27 protein-coding genes and 1 pseudogene are annotated in these 24,483 nt (G+C 58.6%); 18 read left to right on the top strand and 10 right to left on the bottom strand.

Going from position 1 to position 24,483, the window contains the following annotated elements; genetic code table 11:
• Positions 1-273 precede the first annotated feature (273 nt).
• Together ACWKV9_RS02185 and ACWKV9_RS02190 are read left to right on the top strand one after the other, a co-directional pair.
• Complete coding sequence (locus ACWKV9_RS02185; RefSeq protein WP_483834441.1) at positions 274-1,110, top strand: CvfB family protein; 837 nt, start codon at positions 274-276, stop codon at positions 1,108-1,110.
• 81 nt (positions 1,111-1,191) lie between these two features.
• On the top strand, positions 1,192-1,593 hold the full coding sequence (locus ACWKV9_RS02190; RefSeq protein ID WP_483834442.1) for a DUF2177 family protein: 402 nt from the start codon (positions 1,192-1,194) through the stop codon (positions 1,591-1,593).
• A gap of 114 nt (positions 1,594-1,707) precedes the next feature.
• Here the strand turns inward: ACWKV9_RS02190 and ACWKV9_RS02195 are convergent, their stop codons facing one another.
• A complete protein-coding gene (locus ACWKV9_RS02195) occupies positions 1,708-2,088 on the bottom strand; it encodes a hypothetical protein (protein WP_483834443.1) in 381 nt (126 codons plus the stop codon).
• Between the two features lie 211 nt (positions 2,089-2,299).
• Between ACWKV9_RS02195 and ACWKV9_RS02200 the strand changes: the two genes are divergently transcribed.
• From ACWKV9_RS02200 to def, 3 genes are all read left to right on the top strand, one after another.
• On the top strand, positions 2,300-2,491 hold the full coding sequence (locus ACWKV9_RS02200) for a CsbD family protein (RefSeq protein WP_483834444.1): 192 nt from the start codon (positions 2,300-2,302) through the stop codon (positions 2,489-2,491).
• Positions 2,492-2,748: 257 nt separating this feature from the next.
• Complete coding sequence (locus tag ACWKV9_RS02205) at positions 2,749-3,729, top strand: YihY/virulence factor BrkB family protein (RefSeq protein WP_483834445.1); 981 nt, start codon at positions 2,749-2,751, stop codon at positions 3,727-3,729.
• A gap of 79 nt (positions 3,730-3,808) precedes the next feature.
• A complete protein-coding gene (gene def / locus ACWKV9_RS02210; RefSeq protein ID WP_483834446.1) occupies positions 3,809-4,348 on the top strand; it encodes a peptide deformylase in 540 nt (179 codons plus the stop codon).
• Between the two features lie 9 nt (positions 4,349-4,357).
• On the opposite strand, the gene ACWKV9_RS02215 is transcribed toward def, so the two are convergent.
• Together ACWKV9_RS02215 and ACWKV9_RS02220 are read right to left on the bottom strand one after the other, a co-directional pair.
• On the bottom strand, positions 4,358-5,188 hold the full coding sequence (locus tag ACWKV9_RS02215) for a class I SAM-dependent methyltransferase (protein ID WP_483834447.1): 831 nt from the start codon (positions 5,186-5,188) through the stop codon (positions 4,358-4,360).
• A 145-nt stretch (positions 5,189-5,333) separates the two neighbouring features.
• The gene (locus ACWKV9_RS02220) at positions 5,334-5,732 is read right to left on the bottom strand and encodes a GNAT family N-acetyltransferase (RefSeq protein ID WP_483834448.1); all 399 of its coding nucleotides are present in this window, start codon (positions 5,730-5,732) and stop codon (positions 5,334-5,336) included.
• A gap of 121 nt (positions 5,733-5,853) precedes the next feature.
• On the opposite strand from ACWKV9_RS02220, the gene ACWKV9_RS02225 reads away from it, so the two are divergent.
• The 7 genes from ACWKV9_RS02225 (at position 5,854) to ACWKV9_RS02255 (ending at position 11,376) form a co-directional block, all read left to right on the top strand.
• Positions 5,854-6,795: a fatty acid desaturase gene (locus ACWKV9_RS02225; RefSeq protein ID WP_483834449.1), complete on the top strand. Its 942-nt coding sequence runs from the start codon at positions 5,854-5,856 to the stop codon at positions 6,793-6,795.
• A 14-nt stretch (positions 6,796-6,809) separates the two neighbouring features.
• Positions 6,810-7,592 (top strand): phosphate/phosphite/phosphonate ABC transporter substrate-binding protein, encoded by a 783-nt coding sequence (locus ACWKV9_RS02230; RefSeq protein WP_483834450.1) that lies wholly within the window; start codon positions 6,810-6,812, stop codon positions 7,590-7,592.
• A 224-nt stretch (positions 7,593-7,816) separates the two neighbouring features.
• Complete coding sequence (locus tag ACWKV9_RS02235) at positions 7,817-8,326, top strand: sigma-70 family RNA polymerase sigma factor (RefSeq protein WP_483834451.1); 510 nt, start codon at positions 7,817-7,819, stop codon at positions 8,324-8,326.
• A gap of 60 nt (positions 8,327-8,386) precedes the next feature.
• Positions 8,387-9,400, top strand: coding sequence for an ABC transporter substrate-binding protein (locus ACWKV9_RS02240; protein WP_483834452.1), 1,014 nt, complete (start codon positions 8,387-8,389; stop codon positions 9,398-9,400).
• Between the two features lie 305 nt (positions 9,401-9,705).
• Positions 9,706-10,254, top strand: coding sequence for a GNAT family N-acetyltransferase (locus ACWKV9_RS02245; RefSeq protein ID WP_483834453.1), 549 nt, complete (start codon positions 9,706-9,708; stop codon positions 10,252-10,254).
• Between the two features lie 142 nt (positions 10,255-10,396).
• Complete coding sequence (locus ACWKV9_RS02250; protein ID WP_483834721.1) at positions 10,397-10,879, top strand: hypothetical protein; 483 nt, start codon at positions 10,397-10,399, stop codon at positions 10,877-10,879.
• Between the two features lie 59 nt (positions 10,880-10,938).
• Positions 10,939-11,376: a nucleoside deaminase gene (locus ACWKV9_RS02255; RefSeq protein WP_483834454.1), complete on the top strand. Its 438-nt coding sequence runs from the start codon at positions 10,939-10,941 to the stop codon at positions 11,374-11,376.
• A 125-nt stretch (positions 11,377-11,501) separates the two neighbouring features.
• Here ACWKV9_RS02255 and ACWKV9_RS02260 read toward each other — a convergent pair whose 3' ends face one another.
• The 5 genes and pseudogenes from ACWKV9_RS02260 to ACWKV9_RS02280 form a co-directional block, all read right to left on the bottom strand.
• Complete coding sequence (locus ACWKV9_RS02260; protein ID WP_483834722.1) at positions 11,502-12,026, bottom strand: methyl-accepting chemotaxis protein; 525 nt, start codon at positions 12,024-12,026, stop codon at positions 11,502-11,504.
• 12 nt (positions 12,027-12,038) lie between these two features.
• Positions 12,039-12,920 (bottom strand): annotated as a pseudogene (locus ACWKV9_RS02265) (PAS domain-containing protein); the annotation flags it as partial.
• Between the two features lie 447 nt (positions 12,921-13,367).
• Positions 13,368-13,970: a LysE family translocator gene (locus ACWKV9_RS02270; RefSeq protein WP_483834455.1), complete on the bottom strand. Its 603-nt coding sequence runs from the start codon at positions 13,968-13,970 to the stop codon at positions 13,368-13,370.
• A gap of 53 nt (positions 13,971-14,023) precedes the next feature.
• Positions 14,024-14,860: a helix-turn-helix domain-containing protein gene (locus ACWKV9_RS02275; RefSeq protein WP_483834456.1), complete on the bottom strand. Its 837-nt coding sequence runs from the start codon at positions 14,858-14,860 to the stop codon at positions 14,024-14,026.
• Between the two features lie 129 nt (positions 14,861-14,989).
• Complete coding sequence (locus ACWKV9_RS02280) at positions 14,990-16,093, bottom strand: DNA alkylation repair protein (RefSeq protein ID WP_483834457.1); 1,104 nt, start codon at positions 16,091-16,093, stop codon at positions 14,990-14,992.
• A 294-nt stretch (positions 16,094-16,387) separates the two neighbouring features.
• Between ACWKV9_RS02280 and ACWKV9_RS02285 the strand changes: the two genes are divergently transcribed.
• The gene (locus ACWKV9_RS02285; RefSeq protein WP_483834458.1) at positions 16,388-16,762 is read left to right on the top strand and encodes a hypothetical protein; all 375 of its coding nucleotides are present in this window, start codon (positions 16,388-16,390) and stop codon (positions 16,760-16,762) included.
• Between the two features lie 71 nt (positions 16,763-16,833).
• Positions 16,834-17,985: a PQQ-dependent sugar dehydrogenase gene (locus tag ACWKV9_RS02290; protein ID WP_483834723.1), complete on the top strand. Its 1,152-nt coding sequence runs from the start codon at positions 16,834-16,836 to the stop codon at positions 17,983-17,985.
• Between the two features lie 41 nt (positions 17,986-18,026).
• On the opposite strand, the gene ACWKV9_RS02295 is transcribed toward ACWKV9_RS02290, so the two are convergent.
• On the bottom strand, positions 18,027-18,515 hold the full coding sequence (locus tag ACWKV9_RS02295) for a PACE efflux transporter (RefSeq protein WP_483834459.1): 489 nt from the start codon (positions 18,513-18,515) through the stop codon (positions 18,027-18,029).
• 112 nt (positions 18,516-18,627) lie between these two features.
• Between ACWKV9_RS02295 and ACWKV9_RS02300 the strand changes: the two genes are divergently transcribed.
• Positions 18,628-19,521: a LysR substrate-binding domain-containing protein gene (locus tag ACWKV9_RS02300; RefSeq protein ID WP_483834460.1), complete on the top strand. Its 894-nt coding sequence runs from the start codon at positions 18,628-18,630 to the stop codon at positions 19,519-19,521.
• 7 nt (positions 19,522-19,528) lie between these two features.
• Here ACWKV9_RS02300 and ACWKV9_RS02305 read toward each other — a convergent pair whose 3' ends face one another.
• A complete protein-coding gene (locus ACWKV9_RS02305) occupies positions 19,529-20,167 on the bottom strand; it encodes a LysE family translocator (RefSeq protein ID WP_483834461.1) in 639 nt (212 codons plus the stop codon).
• A gap of 293 nt (positions 20,168-20,460) precedes the next feature.
• On the opposite strand from ACWKV9_RS02305, the gene ACWKV9_RS02310 reads away from it, so the two are divergent.
• The 3 genes from ACWKV9_RS02310 (at position 20,461) to ACWKV9_RS02320 (ending at position 24,397) form a co-directional block, all read left to right on the top strand.
• Positions 20,461-22,635: a TonB-dependent siderophore receptor gene (locus ACWKV9_RS02310; protein ID WP_483834462.1), complete on the top strand. Its 2,175-nt coding sequence runs from the start codon at positions 20,461-20,463 to the stop codon at positions 22,633-22,635.
• Positions 22,636-22,888: 253 nt separating this feature from the next.
• On the top strand, positions 22,889-23,851 hold the full coding sequence (locus ACWKV9_RS02315; RefSeq protein ID WP_483834463.1) for an NAD(P)-dependent oxidoreductase: 963 nt from the start codon (positions 22,889-22,891) through the stop codon (positions 23,849-23,851).
• A gap of 60 nt (positions 23,852-23,911) precedes the next feature.
• A complete protein-coding gene (locus ACWKV9_RS02320) occupies positions 23,912-24,397 on the top strand; it encodes a GNAT family N-acetyltransferase (RefSeq protein ID WP_483834464.1) in 486 nt (161 codons plus the stop codon).
• The last annotated feature ends 86 nt before the right edge of the window (positions 24,398-24,483 follow it).

Here is a 24,483-nt window from a genome sequence, read left to right on the forward strand (position 1 = left end):
AGTCGGGTGAGAAGCTGAAGGTCTACGCTAAATCACTGTTTTAATTGCCAAGATTCCATCGCAGCAATCCAGATAACTGACTGAAATCCTGCACCGCCCAGCCCCACACATCTGACGAGTGGACCGGTTGCAAGGACCTCAACGCCGATCGCTCGCGCTAAAGCCTTGATTTTCCTGAGCCTGACCGCGCCGATTGGCAGCCATCACCGACAGCCATCAACCCCCGCGCAAAACTCGGGTAGAATGCCGCCCACGTAACGAGGGTATTCGAACATGGCTTTAGTCGGGCGCTACAACAGTTTGCAAGTGGTTAAACATACTAACTTCGGTTTATATCTGGATGGCGCCCAAGATGGCGAAATTCTGCTGCCTAATCGCTATATTCCTAAAGATATTCCCAGCGAAGACGAAGATTGGCTTAACGTTTTCATTTATCTGGACAGCGATGACAAATTAATTGCAACAACAGAAAAGCCGAAAGTTCAGGTCGGTGAATTCGCCAGTCTTAAAGTGGTTGAAGTGAACAGTATTGGCATCTTTCTGGATTGGGGTTTGCCCAAAGATTTGCTGTTGCCATACTCCGAAGAACGGCAGCCGCTCAAAGCGGGCGATTATTGCGTGGTGCATGTCTACCTGGACAAACACACCCGACGCATCACCGCTACCAGCCGGCTTGACCGCTATCTGGACAAGGTGCCTGCAAACTACAAGGTGGGGCAGGAAGTCGACTTGCTGGTGGCTGAAGCGACCGACATGGGCTTCAAAGCGATCATCAATAACAAGCACTGGGGCCTGATTCACAAGAACGAAGTGTTCAAGTTCCTGCGGCCGGGTAAAGAGGAAAAAGGTTACATCAAGGAGATTCGCGCTGACGGCAATATCAGCCTGAGTCTGCAACCGGTGGGCGAACAGGCTGCCAGCAGCTTGAACTCCAAGATCCTTACCAAGTTACGCGAAAACAACGGCACCTTGCCGGTGAGCGACAAAAGTGATCCGCAGGTGATCAGCAACCTGTTTGGCGTCAGCAAAGGCAACTTCAAAAAGGCCATTGGCGCGTTGTACAAGCAAGGTGAGATTGTGATTCACGCGGACCGCATCGACTTGGTTTGAATCTTCGGTCCCTGAACACGCTCTATCTTTCAGAGCGATGGGTCACCTCTGATCCTCCTACACCTTGTTCAGGGACTTCCCATGAAGAAAACGCTTACGGCTTACATTGCCACGCTGCTGGCATTTCTGGTGCTGGACGGTTTATGGCTTGGCGTCTTGATGGGCCCGACCTACCGCGCCTGGCTGGGCGGGCTGATGCTGCCGACACCGGTGATTGCGCCTGCCGTGCTGTTTTATTTGCTATACGGGGCGGGGATCGTGTTTTTCGGTGTACTGCCAGGGCTACGTCATCATCGGATTGGCAGAGCGGCGCTGCACAGCGCACTGCTTGGGCTCATGGCATACGGCACCTACGACCTGACCAATTGGGCCACGCTGCAAGGCTGGCCAGGGCAGTTGTCGCTGGTGGATTGGGCGTGGGGGACGTTTGCGTCGGGCGTGGCGGGTGCGGTCGGGTATCTCGCGGCGCGACGTGTGGGCTGAAGCAACGACACTTTGTAGGAGCGCGCTTGCCCGCGATTGCGTCAGGTCAGACAACCTTCTGCATTTGACACAATGCATCGCGGGCAAGCGCGCTCCTACAGTTCGGTGTTCCTATTACTTCTGCAAAAACGCTGCAAAGCTCACATTTGCCCCATTCGGTCGTGCATCGCGCAACCAGGCGTCCTTGTCAGCGCTCAATTCCAGGCTGACGGTAGATTTACGCTTGCCCTCGTTGCGCACTACCAAGCCTTCCATATGCTCGCGCATGAACGCGGTGGTCACTTTCAAGTGCAGCAGCTCATCGGTGCTTGGGGTGTGCAGCAGCAGGTGCAGCCATTCGTATTGCCCCACTTGCAGGCGCGTCACCGGCAAGTCGAACCACCAGATGTTCCGGTTAGTGTTGAGCACCGCGAAATGGGTGTTGTTGGTGCCAAGTACGGCGCCACCCAGATCCTTATTCCTGCGTGCGATGGCCTGCGTTTTGTCGAGTTTCATGATGTTCCCGTGGATACGTTTCAGTCGCGCATTCTCAGGCGTTGACTGGCAAACATAAAGTCTAAATTTCACACCCTTGAAAAGCCGCGATTTCTTGCCAGCGCATCACGCTGAATGCCGTTGAGAAAAATAATTGAAACCTTCGCAAACGGCGATGAGTCAATCATTACGTCGAGGTTATGACACCTGATTCTTACCCAGGAGACATCTCATGAGCAGCACTGGCGATAAAATTAAAGGCATGGCTAACGAAGCAGTCGGCAACGTCAAACAAGGCGTTGGTAAAGCGACCGACAACGACAAACTGCGTGCAGAAGGCAAGGCCCAGGAAGTCAAAGGCGAAACCCAGCAAAAAGTTGGCGAAGCCAAAGACGCTGTGAAAAAAGGCGTCGACAAGGTCTGATGGCCCGCGCACGCAACGCCTGACACGCGTGCGCAAACATCTGGAAACGCGATAACGGCTGTCCTCGGACGGCCGTTATGCTGTGTGGCTATCGCAGACCTTGAATGCTCACCTCTTGAAGAGTTAAGCAATTATTGGGTCGCCACACTGCTTTACTTAGGGTAAAAAGCCCGCCCACGCGGCTGGCAATGGAATTTCACAGCGTTTGCCCGCTCGTATAGGTAAATGTGCTTAGCGACGTTGCGAAAGGAGACGCCATGATTTTCCCGGATTTGCGCCAATTACCGTTCACCAAGGTAATGGTCAGGACGGTCAAAGAATTTCTCGATGACGAGATGTCGACCTACGCGTCGGCGCTTGCCTATCAGATGTTGTTTTCGTTGTTCCCGTTTTTGCTGTTCCTCATTGCCTTGATCGGCTTTCTGCACCTGCCGGACTTTTTCTCCTGGCTGCGTCTGCAGTCCGAATTCGTACTCCCGCCTCAGGCGCTGGAGCAGGTCAACCCCGTGATCGACCAGCTCCAGCAGTCCAAAGGCGGATTGTTGTCGATTGGTATCGTCATTGCGCTGTGGACCGCTTCGGCCGGTGTCCGCTTGCTGATGAGCGCGATGAACGCCGCCTACGACGTGGTCGAAGCGCGCCCGGTCTGGAAGCGTATTCCGCTGTCGGTCCTCTACACCATTGGTATCGCGGGGATGATGCTGGCTGCCGCTGCGCTGATGGTCACAGGCCCGCAGGTCATGAGTTGGCTGGCGGCGCAGATTGGGCTGGAAGACTTCATTGTTACGCTCTGGACCATCCTGCGCTGGCCGCTGATCATTCTGCTGCTGATGGTGGCCGTGGCGTTGATGTACTACGTCATGCCGGACGTCGAGCAGAAGTTCCGTTTCATCACTCCAGGCTCGGTCCTGGCCGTGGTGGTATGGATCATTGCCTCCCTGGGCTTTGCGTACTACGTCAAAACCTTCGCTGACTACAACGCCATGTACGGCAGCATCGGCGCAATTATCGTCCTGCTGTTGTACTTCTATATTTCGGCAGCGGTGCTGCTGCTTGGCGCGGAGATGAATGCCGTCATCGAGCACATGTCCGCCGAAGGCAAGGATAAAGGCGAGAAGGTAGAAGGCGACGGCGGTATCGAGTCAACTCACAAGCAGCACGTGTCCGGCTTGGGCCGCGACCACAGTCACGATCACGACCCTGAGCTGCAGCCAGCGCTCAAGGTCGATAAATCCTGACGCCGTTTATGGCAGGATGTGCCCGCGCACGCTGTTCGCAGTCAGCGCGGCGCATCCTCGTTCACCAGCAAGGGCCACTATGATTCACGAAATTCTGAAGATGGGCGATGAGCGCCTGCTGCGTATTGCGCCGCCGGTGCCTGAATCAATGTTTGGCTCCCCGGAGCTGAAAACCCTGATCGCCGACATGTTCGAAACCATGGAGAGCGTCGGCGGCGTGGGGCTCGCGGCGCCACAGATCGGCGTTGACCTGCAGTTGGTGATCTTCGGTTTCGAGCGCAGCGAACGTTACCCCGAGGCCGAAGCGGTTCCGCAGACCATCCTGCTCAATCCGCTGATCACGCCGCTGGAGCAGACCCTCGAAGAGGGATGGGAAGGGTGCCTTTCCGTGCCGGGTCTGCGTGGCGTGGTCGACCGCTACGAGCACATTCGTTACGAAGGTTTCGACCCCGACGGCAAGCGCATTCAGCGCATCGCCCGCGGCTTTCATGCGCGGGTGGTACAGCACGAATGCGATCACTTGATCGGTCGGCTGTACCCCTCGCGCATTACCGATTTCAGCCGCTTCGGCTACATCGACGTACTGTTTCCGGGCATGGATCCGAACGCCGACGAATAGACCGGCGTTTTACTTGGCCGGTTTGACGAAGCGCAGGGTCATCCGGTCAGACTCGCCGATGGCCTGGTACTTCGCGCGATCGGTTTCCCCCAGCACCAAAGATGGCGGCAGCGTCCAGACCCCGTCAGGGTAGTCCTTGGTGTCCTTCGGATTGGCGTTGATTTCGCTTTCGCCCACCAGCTTGAACCCCGCATCCGTGGCCAGCTTGATCACGTATTCAGTGGGGAGATAACCGTTGTTCTCGTTCTGTGCAGCCGTGGTTCCGGCTTTTGCGCGGTGATCGACGATGCCCAGCGTGCCGCCCTGCTTCAGCACTTCGTAGAAGCTTTTGAAGGTCGCGACTTCGGTTTTCGCGTCGGTCCAGTTATGCACGTTACGGAAGGTCAGCACCGCGTCGGCCGAGGCAGGTTTGCCCAGATCAGGTTGCTTGGGGTTGTACTCGATCACCTGCGCCTTGCTGTAATGCTCAGGATCGGCGGCGAACTTCTGCTTGAGATTATCCACGGCGCGCTTGGCGTAATCGCTGGTATTGGGTGCGACAACGGCGGCGATGTATTGGCCCTTGTCCTTGAGCAGCGGCGCGAGGACTTCGCTGTACCAGCCATTGCCCGGCGTGATCTCGATCAAGGTCTGGTCGTCACGCAAGCCGAAAAACTGCAGTGTCTGTTCTGGATGACGGTATTGATCGCGCGCGCTGTTTTGCGGCAATCGCCAGTCGCCGGCCAGCACCTTGGCGAACTGCTCATGGGTGATGTTCGAAGGCGGCGGTGTGTCGGCGGCCATGACAAGCGTCGATCCGAATAACGCGGCAAGAGAGCAGGCGATAAGCGTCTTTTTCATGGGCGTCCCGTTGGTCTGGATAAAGGTGATGGCCGAGGCTAGCACGCGGGTTTGCGCTTGGGATCATGCATTCGGTTGGGTCGCGTGTGCAATAAGGATCTAAGCACCTCGCTCCCGATATTTCTTGTCGGGACGTGAGCTGCTTTTATTGGCGGTACAGGGCGATCAGCGCTTTGGTTCTGGCGTAACGGGCGAATCGTCCTGCAAGCGTTTCAGGTAACTCAGACACCGCCTCAAATTTCAGGCGCGCGTAAAAGTCGCCCAACTCAGGGTGGCAAAACAGCCAGACCTTGCCGCCGACCTGTGCCACTGCCGCCTCGATAAGACGCGCTGCAATACCTTGACCACGTCGATCAGGCGCAACGAACACGCCGGTCAGCCAGTGCCCGCCGTCTACCGGCGTGATGCACAGCGCCGCAATAATCTGCGGATCCCTGACCACCCACGCTGTCGCTTCACCCTTGCCGCGCATGGGCGATTGATGGGCGCGGTAGAACTTGTCCAGCAGCGGACGGGAAATCTCGGGTAATACGCAAATTTGCATGGGAAACATCGGGGCGCAGCGGCTTTTTGGGGCTTTCGTTCTACCGCCATAACCAATCGGTCTACAAGATTTTCCTGCGTCGATGCACATACCGGTATCAGCCCCGATGCAGGTATCTGCGATGCCCAACTACCTCGACGACCGCCAGCGCGAAGACGTTCAGCGTTTGCGCGCAAGCTTTACCGGCCGCACGGAATGGCCGACCTGGATGTTGCTTGCGGGGGTTTACGGCGCCTGGTTCGGCTTGCTGCTGTTGAGCCCGAAGCTTGGAGTCTGGGCGACCACGGTGCTGATGATTCCGTTGCTCGTGCTGTGGATGTCGGTGCAACACGAGTTGCTGCACGGCCATCCGACGCGATTTTTGTGGCTGAACAAGGTGCTGGGTTACGCGCCGTTTGCCGTGTGGTACCCCTACACGCTGTACCGAGACACCCATCTTGAGCATCACCGCGACGAAGATTTGACCGTGCCGGGCCTGGATCCCGAGAGCCGTTACCTGAGTCAGTCGGGCTGGGCCCGAACGCAAGGCATCGTGCGACTGCTGCGCTGGCTCGATAAAACCTTGCCGGGGCGCGTGCTGTTTGGTGCTCCGCTGGCGTTGAGCAGTCTGTTGATCGGGGAATCGAAACGTTTGCTGCGCGGCGAACGGCAGGCGTGGCTGATGTGGGCCACCCACGGCGCGTTCGCGGTGCTGATGTTCTGGTTTATCGCGCAGTACAGCGCGCTTTCCCCCCTGCATTACATGTTGTTGATCGCTTTGCCGGCGCTCGCTGTGTCGATGGTGCGTTCGTATTACGAGCATCGGCCCAGCGAGCATCCGGAACAGCGAACAGTGATCAACGAAGCGGCATGGCCTTGGAGCTGGCTGTTTCTGCACCTGAATTTGCATCTGGTACACCACGATTTACCGGGGCTGTCGTGGTACCACATGCCGACCGTGTATCACGAACGGAGGGAGCAATGGCTGGCACGCAGCGGGTTTTTTCTGGTGCGGGGATATGGTGAACTCTTTCGGCTGCACAGCCTCAATCCTATCGACAGTCCTCAACATCCCTACGTCTGATCCGGAATTTTCCCATGCCTCAAGGTTTCGCCGAACTGCTGATGTACGTCGCGCCGCAACCAGTGCGTGAGGCACAGGAGCGCTGGCTGACGCGCACGTTGGAGCACTTGGCGAAAACGCGCCTGCATGACCAGACGCCCGACCTCAAGTCGCTCTGGCTGTCACCGGAATTGATACTGGCGCAGACGTGCGGCTATCCGCTGATGACCCAATTGCGTGGCCACGTGCAGGTGATCGGTCGCCCGGTGTACCAATTGCCCCATAGCGCCGAGGGCAGTCATTGCAGCCTGTTGCTGGTGCGCGAGGAAGATCCGCGCCATGAGCTGATCGACTTTCGCGGCAGTCACGGGCTGATCAACAGCGAAGATTCCAATTCCGGGATGAATCTGTTCCGCCACACGCTGGCGCCGTTGCAGGTGGAGGGTCGATTCTTTGGACAGGTGTCGGTCACCGGTGGCCATCGCGACAGTTTGCGCTGGCTCAAAGAAGGGCGGGGTGATCTGGCGGCCATCGACAGCGTGACCTACGACTATCTGGCGCGGGACGGCAGTGATGAAGTGGCCGGTTTACGGATTCTTACCCAGACAGCGCTGAGTCCGAGTTTGCCCTACATCACAAGGCTGGGAATCGATGCCGAACCGATTCGCTCGGCCCTCAACAAAGCGCTGCAGGAATTGCCCGACGTTGCATCCGTTCTGGCAATAAGCCAAGTGATCGCCGCCAGCGAGGACGATTACCAGGTGCTGCTCGATTACCAACAACACGCGGTTGATTTCGGATACCCCACTGTCCGGTAATCGCCGGCACTCTGTAGGAGCGAACTTGTTCGCGAGGGGCTGTGTCAGGGGGACCGCGATAAACCTTCTCGCCAACAAGCTGGCTCCTACAGACCGCGCACCTATATATTCGATATGGGAATATCGATCTCATATAAAGCTATTTTTAATGCATAAAAACCCTTGTTACGATGCCTGTCACCGGTTTGCCAGTGAGCATAAAAACCATCGTTCAAGGACGCCCCATGCCTGCCGCCGAACTCTCCCATCGCGAACTCATCAGCAGTCTGTTCGCCAGCCATTACGTCTGGCTGTGTGAGCGCTTGCGGCGGCATCTGAATTCTGTCGCGTGCGCCGAAGACATCGCTTCCGAAGCTTTCATTCAATTGCTGGAATCGCCCAACGTCGTGCCGATTCGCCAGCCCCGCGCGTTGCTCACCACTATCGCTCAACGGCTGCTGTACCAACGCTGGCGGCGACGCGACCTCGAGCGCAGTTATTTCGATGAACTGAGCGTCATTGACGACAGTCACAATCCGTCACCCGAGCATTTGGCTCAGGCCATCGAAACCCTGAACCGTATCGATCGGCGCTTGAATCGCCTGCCGGCCAAGGTCAAGGCGACGTTTTTGCTGTCGCGGGACAACGGCCTGACCTATCCACAAATCGCTGTCGAACTGGGTATCTCTCAGCGCTCGGTCAGCGTTTATATGGATCAGGCCCAGACCTGCTGCAAGCGCGCTTGCCTGGAATGACGCGCCTGCTGTGCTACAACCAAATGAGCCTTCTGACCCTTTGAATCTCGAGAAACGACCATGACATCGATCAAAAAATTGTTGGGCGGCTCGCTGCTGGCGCTGGCGGTGCTGACGCAATCGGTCCACGCGGCAGACAAAACCGCGCCCATCCTGTTCGGCGATATCACTTGGGAAAGCGGCAGTCTGATCACCGAAATCCTGCGCACCATCGTCGAGAAAGGCTACGGCTACCCGACTGATAAACTGCCTGGCAGCACCGTGAGCCTGGAAGCGGCGCTGGCGAAAAACGACATTCAAGTTATCGGCGAAGAATGGGCAGGGCGTAGCCCGGCGTGGGTCAAGGCCGAGGCGGAAGGCAAGGTGTATGGCCTGGGCAACATCGTCAAGGGCGCAACCGAAGGCTGGTACGTGCCGGAATTCGTGATCAAGGGCGACGCGGCGCGCGGGATCAAACCGCTGGCGCCTGATTTGAAATCGGTGGCCGATTTGCCCAAATACAAAGACGTATTCAAAGACCCGGAATCTCCGGGCCAAGGGCGTTTCCTGAACAGTCCGTCCGGCTGGACGTCCGAGATCGTGAACACCCAGAAACTGAAGGCCTACAAGCTGACTGACAGTTATGTGAACTTCCGTACCGGCTCCGGCGCTGCGCTGGATGCCGAAGTCAGTTCCTCGGTACGTCGCGGGCAGCCGGTGTTGTTCTACTACTGGTCGCCGACGCCGCTGCTAGGTCGCTTCAAGTTGATCAAACTCGAAGAGCCGCCGTTCAACGAAGCCGCCTGGAAAACCCTGTCCGATGCCAGCAACCCGAACCCCATCGGCAGCGCATCGCTGGCGGCGCACCTGGCAATTGGCGTGTCCGAACCCTTCCACAAGCAGTATCCGGAACTGGTGTCGTTCTTCGAGAAAGTTGATCTGCCGATCGACCAGTTGAACAAGACCTTGGGCCAGATGAGCGAGAAACGTGAACAGCCGGACGCGGTTGCCAAAAGCTTCCTGAAAGACCACCCGGAAATCTGGACAACGTGGGTTCCGGCAGATGTGGCCAAGAAGGTGACGGCGGGGTTGTAAAAACCCCCTCTGTAGGAGCGAACTTGTTCGCGAGGCGGTGTAACTGTCACACCGCACAAAGGCCACTCGCCAACAAGTTGTCTCCTACAGAGAGGCGGTGTCTGGCACACCGAGTACAGGCCACTCGCCAACAAGTTGTCTCCTACAGAGAGGCGGTGTGTCTGGCACCGCGTACAGACTGCTCGCCAACAAGTTGTCTCCTACAGAGAGGCGTTGTGCGCTACCCACCCATTCCCCACTGGCAACGCCGCTTCCCCTGCGCCATGATCAAGCCCTGTCAATTCGACTGACGCCGAGGCGACATCATGAGCATTCACCATTCCGCGCTGCGCACTGATCGCTTGATCCTGCGCGAACTGACCAGTGACGACACCCAGGATTTGGCGCGCATTCTTGCGGACGCTGAAGTCATGCGCCATTCCGTGCGCGGGGTCATGTCCGAAAAATCCACGGGCGAATTTATCGAGTGGTGCCGACACTCCTATCGCGAGCACGGTTTCGGGCCCATGGCCGTCGTCGATAAATCCACCTCAACCTTGGCCGGCTTCTGCGGTCTCAATGCTGAACGCGTCGATGGCGCCGACGAAATCGAGATCGGTTATCGCCTCGCAACAGCTTGGTGGGGCAGGGGAATCGGCACTGAGGCCGCCCGCGCCACACTCAATCACGCGTTCGGCCGATTGGGCATCGATTCGTTGATCGCCATCGTCGAGCCGACCAATGTGGCGTCGGTCAAAGTCATTCAAAAACTGGGGTTCAGTGGGTTCATCCACAGCCAATACCATCGACGCGGTGTGCGGATTTACCGGATGACCGAGCAGCAATGGGCATCCACTCGGGTGCCGCGAATCTGACTTTGTTGAGCTGTGGCGTTTGATCCGATGGCGATCCATGGCTCAACTGCTAGCGTCATCAGCACAGCGAGTAAGTTGAACCCACGATAAAAATGGCCGGGGAGAGGACATGGGGTATCGCAGATCAACTGCGCTGACGGTAATGAACGTAATGATGAGTGCGTTGGTTTGCCTGATGCTGAACGCGCCGCAAAACGCCCGCGCTGATGTAACAGCGCCTGCCGTTGTTCCGGATCAAGCACTGGTGTTTGTGCAAGACCATCACTTGGGTGAGAGCCTGGGCTGGCTGGGCTATCAGGTGGCCTCGCGCACCGTCACCTTCGCTACCATCGTTGAAGCCGTTGGCCGAACCCAGGCTCAAACCCTGGTGCAGGACGAGCTGCAAAACCTGCAACCGCAATATCAGCCTGAATGGGATCGCAACCTGGCGGCGGCTTACTCGCAATCCTTCACGCCGGAAGAACTGCAACAGCTCAATGTCGGCGAACCGGCGCAACCGCTGGCCAACAAATTTCGCGCCAAGCAGCGGGATGTCGGCATGGACATGAAGGGCCGCTCCAGCGAGTTGCTCAAGGTGTACGTCTCCACCGCGCTGGACAGTGCGCTGAAAAAAGCCAAACCTTGACGCCCCATCGCTGCCGGTCGGCAGGGGGACGAATTTTTTTGACGTGACGGGGGAACACCATGGATCCATTCATGCAGGCGGCCATCGACGAGGCGCAGAAGGGGCTGGACGAAGGCGGCATTCCGATCGGCTCGGTGATTGTTCACGACGGCAAGATTATCGGTCGTGGGCACAACCGTCGGGTGCAGGAAGGCAGTGCGATCAAGCACGGCGAAATGGACGCTTTCGAGAATGCCGGACGTCAGCCAGCCAGGGTTTACAAGGAAGCGACGCTCTACACCACACTTTCACCCTGCGCGATGTGCAGCGGCGCAATCCTGCTATACGGCATCCGCAAGATCATCGTGGGCGAAAACCAGACATTCATGGGCGAGGAAGAACTGCTGCGCTCGCGGGGCGTGCAGGTGGACGTTGTGCACGACGCCACCTGCGTCGCGCTGATGAGCCAGTTCATCGCTGACAAGCCAGAGCTGTGGAATGAGGATATTGGGGAGTGAAGGCTGACTCCCCCCTGATCCTGTAGGAGCGCGCTTGCCCGCGAATGCATCCTGTCTGCTGATAATCTGCTGACTGATACACCGTTATCGCGGGCAAGCGCGCTCCTACAGGGATTGCGCCGGTTTCAACTCAACTGCAACGTCGAGTTGAACTGGCTGATCGCATTGACCACATGCCGCGCGCCCTGCTGAATTTCCAGAATCACTTCCCCGGCCTCATTGGCCAGCTCGACCCCGGTGCCTGTTCGGCTCAAGCTCGATTGCATGCTCGACACCGCGCTCTTCGCCAGCTCGTTGTTCTGGCGCACCACATCGACAATCTCGATTGTCGCTTTGCTGGTCCTGGCGGCTAGCCCCCTCACTTCATCGGCAACCACCGCAAACCCGCGGCCATGTTCACCAGCCCGGGCTGCTTCAATGGCGGCGTTCAATGCCAGCAGGTTGGTCTGGTCGGCGATACCACGGATGGTCTGCACAATGGTGGCGATGATTTCCGACTGCTTGTTCACTGCGTCAATGCTGCGCGCAGCCTCATTCAGATCGGTGGAGATTTGCTCGATCACGGCAACGGTCTGCTGCACGACACTGGAGCCCTTCTGCGCGCAGGCGTCAGTGCGAACGGACGTGTCGTGGGCCGTCGTTGCGGCCATGCGCTGCACGCTCACTTGCTCAGTGATGTCGCTGGCGAACTTCACCACTTTGTACAGCCGGCCCTTGGCGTCAAACAGCGGGTTGTACGACGCTTCGAGGTAAATCGTCTGACCGTATTTGTTGACCCGCTCAAAGCGACGGGAATGGTATTCGCCGCGATTGAGCGATGCCCAAAACGCCTTGTAAGCAGGCGAATCCACCTCGGCACGGGTGCAGAACATGCTGTGGTGCTGGCCAACGACTTCATTGAGTGCGTACTGGGTGGTCTTCAGAAAATTGTCGTTAGCGGTAATGACACGTCCGTCCGGCGAGAACTCGATCACTGCCATCGAACGACCTATCGCGTTGATCATGCTGTCGTGTTCGTGACTCTCGTGGAGCCGGGCAGAGACGTCAGAGGCGACCTTGATCACGCTATTCACTTTGCCGTCGGCGCCGAACACCGGCATATAACTGGCCTCCAGCCAGATCTCTCGACCGGATTTGTCCAGGCGCATGACGGTGCCGCAAATCGCCTCGCCCCGCGCCAGATCGCGCCAGAGCTTGGGATAGGCTTCGCTGTCGCAGTAAGACTTTTCGCAGAAAATCCGGTGGTGCTTGCCGACCAATTCGTTGGGCTGATAACCCATGGCGTTGCAGAAGTTCTCATTGGCCTGAATGACGATGCCGTCAGGCGTGAACTCGATCATCGCCATGGATCGGCTGATCGCGGCCAGCTTGGCCTGTGTGTGGCACAAAGCGGCTGAGGAGACTTGCAACTCGGCTTCGACAGCCTTGCGGTGAGAGTTAAACATCTGCGCTCCGTGACTCGATAGTTCGAATGCGGTCACAGTGACCGTCTTCCTTGATTGGCATACGTTTGCATCGACAGCATGAGGCGGGACTTGAGTCATGGCGGGATGACATAACTTGCGCAAGCAGATCGGGTATTTTCGCCCAAACCTTTGAAATAGAGCTGTTTGGATGGAAAGGCGAGGACAGCGACCAATCGTCCGATGACTATCGAAGCGACAAGCGGCAGCAGGGGGCAACGGTCAGCCTGACGATCCATATCGGCTCCAACACGACTTATTCGGAAAAATCGCGCGCGCAATACCACTCATTTGAGTGGCGACCGTTCGCTGTTCAGAGCATAGACAAAGAAAAAACGGATGCAATAGGGTGATGGCACTTTCGTATGAGCAAGTTCTGCTCGTACGCACGCTGCCGCTTCTGCAGCCTGGGATCAACGGCGATTCGTATCGCTGCACGCTGCCGCTTCTGCCCGGAGGGCGCAGGAGTCCGGCTTGCCGACGATGGGCTGCGAAGCGGCCCCGAAATGCTGCGCTTGATCATGGGTTTCAAACCACCAACGTCAACCACGCCGACACCAGCAGCACCACCGCCATGACCTGATTGAAGCGCTTGATGCTCGTTGCCGAGCGGCAGAATTTTGCGGCGCCGATGCCCAGATAGGCCCAGATCGTCATGCACGGGATGGATATAAGGAAGAACGCCAGCGACAGCCACATCACCCGCACCATGCGGTCTGCGTCGGTCCCGGCAAACACGCTGATCACTGCCAGCGCCATCATCCAGGTCTTTGGGTTAACCAACTGCAAGGCAGCCGCGCCGAACACGCCCATTCGCGGGCCTTTTGGTGGTTGATTGGGGTCGATGGCCTCGGCAGGCGCGCTGAAGATCTGCCATGCCATCCACGTCAGCCACACGATGCCGATCCACGACATGACCGATTGCACCTGCCCATGGCGTGCCAACACATCACCCAGTCCGGTACCGACTAGCAACACCAGCAAAGCGGCGGCGGCACAGGCGCCAAACACAATCGGCAGCGTGGTGAGCAAGCCGTGCCGCGAACTGTTGGTCAGCACCAGAATATTGGTAGGGCCGGGGGTGATGGAGGCGACGAAAGCAAACAGCAGAAAGGGCAGCATCTGGTCCATGAAACAACTCGACAGTGATTGATCGTGTACCGATCTTCACGGTCCCGCGCGCGTCAGTCTGGAAGATTTGAGCAGCGCTTGCGGTAGTCCGCCGGGGTCATGCGATACGCCCGCTGAAACCACCGGCCCAGATGGCTCTGATCGGCGAAACCCAACGCGGCCGCCACCGAAACCGGTAATTCACCTCGGGCTAACAACTGACGGGCCTTGGCCAGCCGCAGCTGGATCAGATACGCGTGCGGCGCGATACCGAATGCGGCCTTGAATGCTCGGGTCAGGCGGAAGCGGTCGACACCGGTTTCCCGCGCCAGATCGTCCAGCCCGATGTCTTGGGTCATGTGGCTGTGCAGATAATCCCGCGCCCTTTGTGCAACCAGCGGCAAGCGCGGGTCCGGGGTGATCAGGGTGCGCCAGTGCAAATGGCTGGTCAGGCTCGACAGCAACGTGTCGAGCGCGGTCTGACGCACGATGCGGATTTCCTCATCGTGCAGCGTCTTAAATGCGTTGGCGGTTGCCGTCGCCAGACGCGCATCGTCCGCCAGTGTCGTGGCAAAGCTCAGTTGCGTGGAGGCTGGTGTCTGCTCGAACAGGCTGCGCAGTTCCCGATCCAGCCACTTTGGGTCCAGATACAGCGTGCGATAGGTAAACCCTTCGGCATGGGGTGCGTCGCCGTCATGGATTTCGCCCGGCTCCAGCATAAAGACCTTGCCCGGCGTGCTCAGGTGCTTATGCCGACGACAGTTGAATTGCTGAACGCCCTGTTCGGTCACGCCCACCAGATAACTGTCGTGCCAGTGAGGATCGTAAGCGTGCCCCTCAAAATGCGCGCGCATGGTCTCGATGCCAGACAGGGCGTCCTGCTTGAGATCAATCCAGTTTGGGGTGGGCATGGGGTTCCTCAATCCAGTAACTGCGGATGCGCCTGGTCCTGGTGCTTTGCGTTAAAGCCTGACTGTATGTTTTAGCTTAAAGCCAAGTCTGGAAGATTTGTGCAACCGGCGACCAGTCGCATCGCAGCGTTATTCGGCCAGATCAAATCCACTGCGGCCCAAGCACTGCCCATTGATCAGCACATCCACTTCATGCCGACCGGCGTAATGCACGCGGGTGGTGAAGTTGCGAATCTGTTGCTCGCGGCTGATGGTCACCGATTGCCCTGCGGCCAGTTCCAGGGTTTTGAGCTTGAACACCTTGGCCGAGGTGCCACCGGACTTTTTCACGTAGTGAATCGCGTAATCGATGATCAGCCGCTGATGGGCGTCGCTAGTCGAGGTTAGGGTGAATGACAGACTGATGCGCTCGCCCAGATGGATAGCGTTCGGCGTGAGGCTCAAGCCTTGGATGCGCACTTGGGGCTGCTCGCCTGCGCCCATGATCGTCAGCGCGCGGGCATTGCCTTTTTTGATTAGCGAACGCAGCGCATGGCGGACGATCCACGCGGTGTGCGGGTTATCCAGTGGCCAGGCTTCGATCTGATCGAGCACCCACTCGGGATTGTCCTTGGTGATGTCGTTCAGGTGATTGGCCACCGATTTGCGCACATAAAGACTGTCGTCGGCTTTGAGGTTGTCGAGAATCTCCAGCACCGGCGAGGGATCGGCGACCAGTTTCTCCAGGCGAAATGACCACGGCAGGCGAGGTCGACAGCCTTCACTGGCCAGCCGACGCACGTGGGGGTCTTCGTCCAGTGACCATTGGTGCATCAGCGCCAGCCCTTGATCGAGGTCGTTGCGCAGAAAGTGCCGCACGGCAAACTCCGAGGAGCCAAACGCGGTGAAATATTTAAGCGCCTGCATCGAGCGCTGGAAATCATGCTGCCCATACAGCGCAACGTATTCGGGGAGGATCAGGGTCACGAAGCCGCTGTTCAAAAGGGGTGCCAGTTGAAAGAGGATGTCCAGTGCGGCCGGATAGTCCTCAGGCAAACCAGCATGCAGGCTTTGGCTGACGCGGTTCAAGCGCTGCATCAATGACAGGCCGTCCAGGTCTTTCGCGGCGCGGGCCATGAAGGCCTTGCTGTCGAACGCCGGATACACCGCCAGGGTTTGTTCGGCAATGTGGCGCAGACGCTCGCGATTGAAGATTTCCTTCAGGGCGGGGGCAGGCGTGTTGGCGTCGGACATGGCGGGCGGTTCCTGGCAGGGTGGGCGGTTGCAGGGTACACAAATAATTTCGGCTTTAGTGACGACCTGTGGGAGCGGAACTGTCCGCGAATACGGACTTTCAGGCGACAACGTTGCATCAGGCTCATTGGCCCCTTCGCGGACAGGTCCGCTCCCACGGTAATCCTGCGTATTCGGACGATCCTTGTTACAAAGGGAATCGTCCTACGGTTGCTCATCCGCCCGGCCTACGCGAACCTAGTTGACCAATCGCCATCCAACACACCAATCGTTACCCGATCTCTTGAGGTAGTAATGAACAGTGTTCTGCGAAGTCTTGCGACCCTGACCCTCGGCAGTTTGCTGAGTGTCGGCCCTGCCTATGCCGGTACTGCTGGCAATCATCAGGCAACCAATGCCACCTCTGGGCAAGCGGCTTTAACCCTTGCCGCCGCCACTTACCCCAACGGCGCCGCCCGTAACAATACCCCGGACAACGGCGCCATACGCCGCGCTGATCCCAACAGCCGCCAAGGCACACAATCGATCAGCCCTCCGGTCAACCGCCCGGCAACCGGGGTCAACCCGCGCTCGCCGACGTTGGAAAACGGCGGCATCCGCAACGGTTATCCCACCCGCCAGCAGGCGCCAACGCCTTCCGGTAACAGCCAGCGCGGCAATATTCGTTGAGACCTCAGTGTCAGAAAACTCTTTCCCTCGATAAGGAATCGCCCATGCCTCAAACGACTCGCAGCCGAACAATCAGCCGCAAAACCTTGATCGCAACCCTGTGTGCCAGCGTTTGGCTGGGCCTGCCCCTCGGCGCTACAGCCGCTACCACCACTTACAAATCCGAAGAAGGCACGCTGACCGTCGATGAAGTCGCGACCGGCCTGCAACACCCGTGGGCGCTGGCGTTTCTGCCGGACAAAAAAGGCATGCTGGTGACCGAGCGGCCGGGCAATCTGCGCATTGTTTCTGCGGACGGCAAGCTGTCGGAGCCTCTGGGCGGCGTGCCTAAAGTCTGGGCGCAAGGGCAGGGCGGACTGCTCGACGTGGTGCTGTCTCCGGACTTCAAAAAAGACCGAATGGTTTACCTGACTTACGCCGAGGACAGCGGCGATGGCAAAACCGGCGGCACCGCAGCAGGCCGTGGTCGTTTGTCAGAAGACATGACCAAGCTTGAAAACTTCACGCGGATCTTCCAGCAGCAGCCCAAGCTGTCGGTGGGTAATCACTTCGGTTCGCGCATCGTGTTCGACCGCGACGGCTACCTGTTCATCGCGTTGGGCGAGAACAACAATCGTCCCACTGCTCAAGACCTCGACAAGCTCCAGGGCAAGATCGTGCGGCTGTATCCTGACGGCACCATTCCCAAGGACAACCCCTTTGTCGGGCAGAAAAACGTGCGTCCGGAAATCTGGAGTTTCGGCCACCGCAATCAGCAAGGCGCCGCGCTCAATCCTTGGACGGGGACTCTTTGGACCAATGAGCACGGGCCTATGGGCGGTGATGAAATCAACATCATCGAACGCGGCGGCAACTACGGCTGGCCGATCGCGACCTTCGGCATCGACTACACCGGACAGCCCATTTCCGAGGCCAAGGGTAAGGTGGTCGAGGGCATGAAAACGCCGTTCCATGTATGGCCAAAGTCGCCAGCTATCAGCGGCATGGCGTTTTACGATTCCAGCACGTTCAAGCAGTGGGACCACAACATCTTCATTGGCGCCTTGTCATCTCAGGATTTGATTCGTCTGGAACTCAAGGACGACAAAGTGGTGCATGAAGAACGTCTGCTAGGCGACCTGAAATCCCGCATCCGCGACGTCCGCCAAGGCCCGGATGGGTATCTGTATGTGCTGACCGACGAAGACGACGGCAAAGTGTTGAAAGTCGGTTTGGCGCAGTAGGCGGCGTCGTGAACCCGTTGTAGGAGCGCGCTTGCCCGCGATCAGGATCCGTCAGTCGACGATTGTGGCGATTGAAAGGATGCTTTCGCGGGCAAGCGCGCTCCTACAGGAGAACGTGCGGAATCCGGCACATCAAACACAACATCGAACCCCCACTGAAACACCAACGCATACACGAAGAAAAACACGAACAGCCCCAGATTGGTTGCCAGCGCCGCCAGCCATGAAATCTCGAGCCACCAGGCAACTAGCGGCAGCAGCAAAAGCGTCAGCCCGCCCTCGAACCCCAGCGAATGGATCAACCTGCGCAGTAGCGTGCGGGTGCGCTTGACCTGACGCGCCTCCCACCATTCAAAACCTGTGTTGTAGAGCATGTTCCACAGCAAGGCACTGGCCGAAAGCATCACTGACAGCGCGCTGGAATACCCCAGACTCTCGTCGTACACCCACGCCAGCGCCGGTGACAGAAAACAAATCGCGATGACCTCATACAGAACTGCTTGAACCACCTTGCGTGCAGGGCCTTGCATGTTGCGCCTCCAATCGATAAACCGAATTGAAGGCCACGCTACCGACCGCCTGGTCTTGAGAAAAATGAGATAAATTGAGCGCCATTCAATTCAATTCACCTGGAGCCGCCTTGTGTTTTCCAACCTACCGCTGACGGCCCTGCGTACTTTCGAGGCGGCGGGCAGGCTGGGCAGTTTCAAGGCCGCTGCCGATGAGCTGTCAGTGACGCCAGCGGCGATCTCCCATCAAGTCAAAACCCTGGAAGCATGGCTCGGCGCGTTGTTATTCAACCGCTCGGGGCAGGGCGTGAAGCTGACCGAGGACGGCGAAAAGCTCTACCGTCAGACCCACCGGGCGTTGCTCGACATCAGCCAGAGTCTGGAAAGATTCTGCCCCGAATCGGCCTCGCAAACCCTGACCCTTTCCACCACTCCAGGCCTTGCAGCGTCCTGGCTCATCCCCCGGTTGGGCGGCTTTCATCGCGCCTGGCCGCAGTTCAACGTACGCATCGACACGCGCAATGAAATCGTCGATCTGTTGCGCGATTCGAGCATTGATCTAGCGATCCGCACCACTCATCGCCATGACCCGAACCTGATTCATGTGGAGCTGATGCGCGAACACTTCGCGGTGTACGTAGCGCCGGGCATGGGCGGTATCGATGAAGCAAACATCGAGCTGATCGACCTCAGCTGGCAGATCCCCGGCACCGATGTGGTGAACTGGAAAAGCTGGTGTGCGGCGGCCGGCGAACACAGTTGGCTGGCCAACGCGCGCTTTCGAGAATACGACGACGAACATTACGCACTGAGCGCGGCGATTGCCGGTCATGGCCTGGTGTTGGCGAGCAATGTATTGGTGGCCGACAGCGTGGCGAAGGGTTTGCTGGTGGCTTTGCGGCCTGACATCACATTGCCCGGCCCGCGTTATGTGGCGGTGTGTACGCCGGGGCGCGAGCGGCATTCGCCGGTGAAGGAGTTTCTGGCGTGGCTGACCAAAGAAGCCGCCGTCACGCCGTTGGGATGACCCGCCATCAGGGGCGGCGGGGCAGCAAGCCTGGCACCGCATGCACCAGCGCATTGACCGCGAAACCGATGAACATGACCCCGCAAATGCGCGTGATGGTCAATTCGTGACGCTGGTACAGGGTGCGCACATGGCGCGCGCCCACCACGCCGACGATGATCGTGTAAGCGATGATCCCGCCCAGGGTGCTGACCAGAATCAACAGCGGCAGCATCGACCAGTTGAGCAATTCAGCGCGGCTTGAAAGCAGCGCGGTGAAGGTCGCGACCGCCACCGGGTAGGCTTTTGGATTGGTCAGGCCGAACACGATGCCGTGCCAGAACGGGTTGCGCGCCGAGACATTCTGATCGTCGCCGTTGCTGCGTTTGGCGGTGATCGCGCGAAAGCCCAGCCAGAACAGAAACAGCCCGCTCATTACTCCGAGAATGTTGAACGTCGTGCTGCCAAAGACCTTGGCGCCGATGATCGCCGCCAGCGCCACGCTGCACCAGATCACGTCCCCCAGCAGATGCCCGCACAGAAACAGCGCCCCGGCGCGACGGCCCCTTGCGGCGCCAATGCCGAACACCGCCAGCACGCCAGGCCCCGGAGAAATCCCGTAGATAAACCCGGAAGCGATTACAGCCATGAACAGCGAAAGGGTCATCGGGACTTCCTTGTGGGGTTCTGTAAGCGCCAACGTGTTGGCGAAAGATGTAACGCAGTTTGCCGAGGTTGTAAAAAACCGGCAACAAACGTAAAAGATGCGCCGCGCTGGTTGGTGTTGAACCCATTGGATTCTTGGCCGGATGCAAGTCCCGTGGGAGCGGACCTGTCCGCGAATGCAGCAGTTCAGGCGCTGAAGGTATGTCGGATGTACCGACCACTTCGCGGACGGGTCCGCTCCCACGGTTTCATTCGTCATCCCGGTTTTGGAAACATCTCAGGAGTTTTATCGAAATGCCCACGCCTCGCCGCCCCGCAACCGGCTTCACCCGACGCCTGTTTCCCTTGAGCATCGCCTTCGCTTCGCCGTTGTTCGCCGCCCAAGAGTCGGAGCCGCTGACGCTGGACGCAGTGAGAGTATCTGGCGAGCAGGCGTCGGTGTATCAGGCCAGCAGCGCATCGGTTGGCGGCTTTGGTGAGGCCCCGCTACTCGATACCCCAGCCTCGATCAGCGTGTTCAGCAGCGAAATGCTCAAGAATCAGCAATCGAAACTGCTCAGCGACGTACTGAAAAACGACGCGTCGGTAGGCGACAGTTATGCCCCGGTCGGTTACTACGAAAATTTCGTGGTGCGCGGGTTCTCGCTGAACGCCGCCAGCAGTTATCGCATCAATGGCCGAACCATCACCGGCGAGCAGAACGTCGCGCTGGAAAACAAAGAACAGGTTGAATTGCTCAAGGGGCTGTCTGGCTTGCAAAGCGGCGTCTCCGAGCCCGGCGGCCTGATCAACTACAAAACCAAACGCCCGGAAGACGTGCGCTCTGTCACGGTTTCCACCAATGAGCACGGCGAGCGCTACCTGGCCACTGACGTCGGCGGCTGGTTCGGCAGCGAGAAACAATTCGGCTTACGGGTGAACCTGGCCCACGAAGACATTCGTTCCTACGTCGAACACGCCGACGGTCAGCGCGACTTCGGTTCCGTGGCCTTCGACTGGAATATCAACGATCAATCGACCCTGCAATTGGACGTCGAATACCAAGACAAAGAGCAGCGCTCGGTCCCCGGTTACCAATTGCTCAACGGCACCGAACTGCCCCACGACGCCTCGCCGCGCAAGTTGCTGGGTTATCAAAGCTGGTCGAACCCGGTGGGCATCCAGTCGCTGAACATGAACGGCCGCTATGAATACCGTTTCAGCGACGATTGGAAAGGCAGCCTCAGCGCATCCCGCAGCCGGGTAGTGATCGATGACTACAGCGCGTTCGCCTACGGTTGCTACTACCAGGCCGCAAACTGCTCGGCAGAACCGCTCACCGGGCATTTCGGTTCGGACGGCAATTACGACATTTACGACTTCCGCAGCCCCGATGACACCAAGCGCAACGATGAGGTCGAGGCGGCCATGAGCGGGCTGTTCAACACCGGCTGGCTCAAGCATGAGCTGACCTTCGGCACCAGTGTGTTCCGGCGCACCGTGGACACGCGGCCGTATTTCAGCGAGTACGTCGGCTCCGGCAATATTCATCAGCCGGTCGAGACGTTCGCGCCTTCAGATGTGTCTGTGGGGCATAAAGAGCGCCGTCTCGACAGTCGTCAGTACGGGCTGTTCGCCACTGATCGCATCAGTTTCAACGAGCATTGGCAGACCGTACTGGGCGGGCGCCAGGTGCGTCTTGATGAAAAGGCCTACAACGAAGACGGCAGCGACAATCGCCATACGCAGCGCTCGGTTTTCCTGCCGCAAGCGGCGCTGATCTACAAACCGGTGGACAACGTTTCGCTGTACACCAGCTACAGCAAAGGCCTGTCGCTGGGCGGCACGGCGTCGGTGTTCGACAGCAATATTGGCGAGATTCTGGCGCCGACGATCTCTCGTCAGCTGGAGGCCGGGGTCAAGTACGACTGGCAGCGCATGAGTTTTGCGGCGGCGCTATTCCAGACGCGGCAGGCGTATCAGTATTCAAAACCCAACGACGATGGCTCGCTGACTTACGTGCAGCAGGGCCAGCAGAAGAACACCGGGATCGAGCTGAGCGCCAACGGCTGGCTGACCTCGCAGCTGCAGATTTCTGCCAGCGCGGCGGCGATTCGAGCACGGGTCGAAGACAGCGGCACAGCGGCGTATGAAGATCATCAGCCGATCAACGTGCCAAAATTCCGCGCCAGTCTGTATGCCGATTACAGCCTGCCGATCCCGGGCCTGGCGTTGCTCGGCGGTGTGCAGTACAGCGCCAGTAAATACGCCAATCGCGAGGGTACGCAGAAGGTCGATGACTACGCGGTGTTCAACGCAGGCAGCCGCTACAGCACGCGGTTTGATGGCTATGACACGGTGTTTCGCTTGACGGTCGACAACCTGTTCGACAAACGCTACTGGCGCGATGCCGGCGAATACCTGGGCGACGACTACCTGTTCCTCGGCGCGCCGCGCACCGCGAGAGTCACCGCGACCGTCAGTTTTTAAAACGGCCGCTTCTGCCGCAGGCACTGGGGCTTGGCTCTTGCTTCTGCCGAAGGCGTAGGAGTCCGGCTTGCCGACGATCTGCCGGGGTCGCGCTCGACCGCGAAGCGGCAGCAAACCGGTGAGTGTGGTGTGTCAGCCAAACCGAGTGTCGGTATTAGGACTGCTGCGCAGCCCATCGCCTGCAAGCAAGGCTCCTACCCCTTCCGGGCAGAAGCGGATGAATCTTCCACCCATAAGCGGGTGAACCGCCTACATGAAGGTGGCGGTCCGGCGCTTCCCATCGCCAGCCGCAAAAGCGCATCCTAGGGGTCTTTGTTTTCCACGTCAGGAGCACAGATCCATGAAAATCGGTTTCGTCGGACTCGGCAATATGGGCCAGGCCATGGCCGCCAATCTGTTGAAGGGCGGCCACCAATTGGTGGTCTGGAACCGTTCTGCGGGCCCGGTACAAACGCTGGTCGAACAGGGAGCAGTGGCGGCAACCGAGCCTGCGCAAGCATTCGCCGTCGACGTGGTGTTCAGCATGCTCGCCGACGATAAAGCGCTGCGCGAAGTACTGCTGGAGTCCGGCCTGCTGAACACCCTCAAAGCGCCGCTGATCCACGTCAATATGGCAACCATCGCCGTGGCCTTTGCTGATGATCTCGCCGCTCGGCATGAAGAAAAAGGCGTCCGCTACATCGCAGCTCCCGTGCTCGGCAGGCCCAATGTAGCGGCCACTGGCGACCTCAATATCCTCGCCGCGGGCCCCAGCGATGCCATCGACACCGTGCAACCGCTGTTCGACCTGATCGGGCGCAAAACCTGGCGCATGGGCGATAAAGCCTCCCAGGCCAACGTGATGAAAGTGGCGGTCAATTTCATGATCGTCAGCGCCATTGAGTCCATGGCCGAAGCCTCGGTGTTGGTCGGCGCCTACGGCATGGAATCAGGGCAGTTGATCGACCTGATTTCCAACAGCATTTTCCCCGGCCCGGTGTACGGCGGTTACGGCAAAATGATCGCCGAACGCAGCTATGAGCCTGCCGCCTTCAAAGCTTCCCTGGGATTGAAAGACGTCGGGTTGGCGCTGGCGGCGGCAGAGCAGGTGCAAGTGCCAATGCCGCTGGGTGATCTGGTGCGCGGTAACCTGCTGGACGCGACCGCCCACGACGAAGGGCACATGGACCTGGCGGTGTTGGGCCGCGTCGCCGAGCGCAATGCCGGACGAAATTGACACCTTCATGCAGTGCGCGCACAGGGCCGTGCGCGCGTAACGGAGAGAGGGAACAACATCATGATCGAACTCAAAAAAGCCGCCATTGGCGATATTCCCCAGCTGTGGGCTTTGAGGACCCGCGCGGTCAGACTGACCTGCGCCAGTCACTATTCGGCAGAACAGATCGAAGTCTGGAGTGCATCGCCTGCGCCTGAGTCCTACGTGCGCCTGATCGTCACCCAAAGCGCCTTAATGGCGCAGGAAAACGGCCAACTGTTGGGCTACGGGATTCTGGATCGCCAGAGCGGTGAGGTGATCGCGGTCTTCGTTGAGCCAGGGCAGGACGGCAATGGCATCGGCAAACTGTTGATGCAGGGACTTGAGGCGATAGCGGCTCAAGAACACTTCACTCGCTTGTATCTGTTCTCGTCGCTCAATGCGGCTGACTTCTACCGTGCGATGGGTTTTGCCGCGATTCGTGACGAAGCGTACGAGCATCCGAGCGGGATCACGCTGCGCAGTCTTTATATGGAAAAGGGGTTGGCGGGGCGGGAATTGCACTGAAGCCATCGCAACCCTGTAGGAGCGAATTTATTCGCGAGGCGGCGGACCTGACCCACCGCATCGTCTGGCTCGCCAACAAGTTGGCT

The organism is Pseudomonas corni (genome assembly GCF_057128765.1).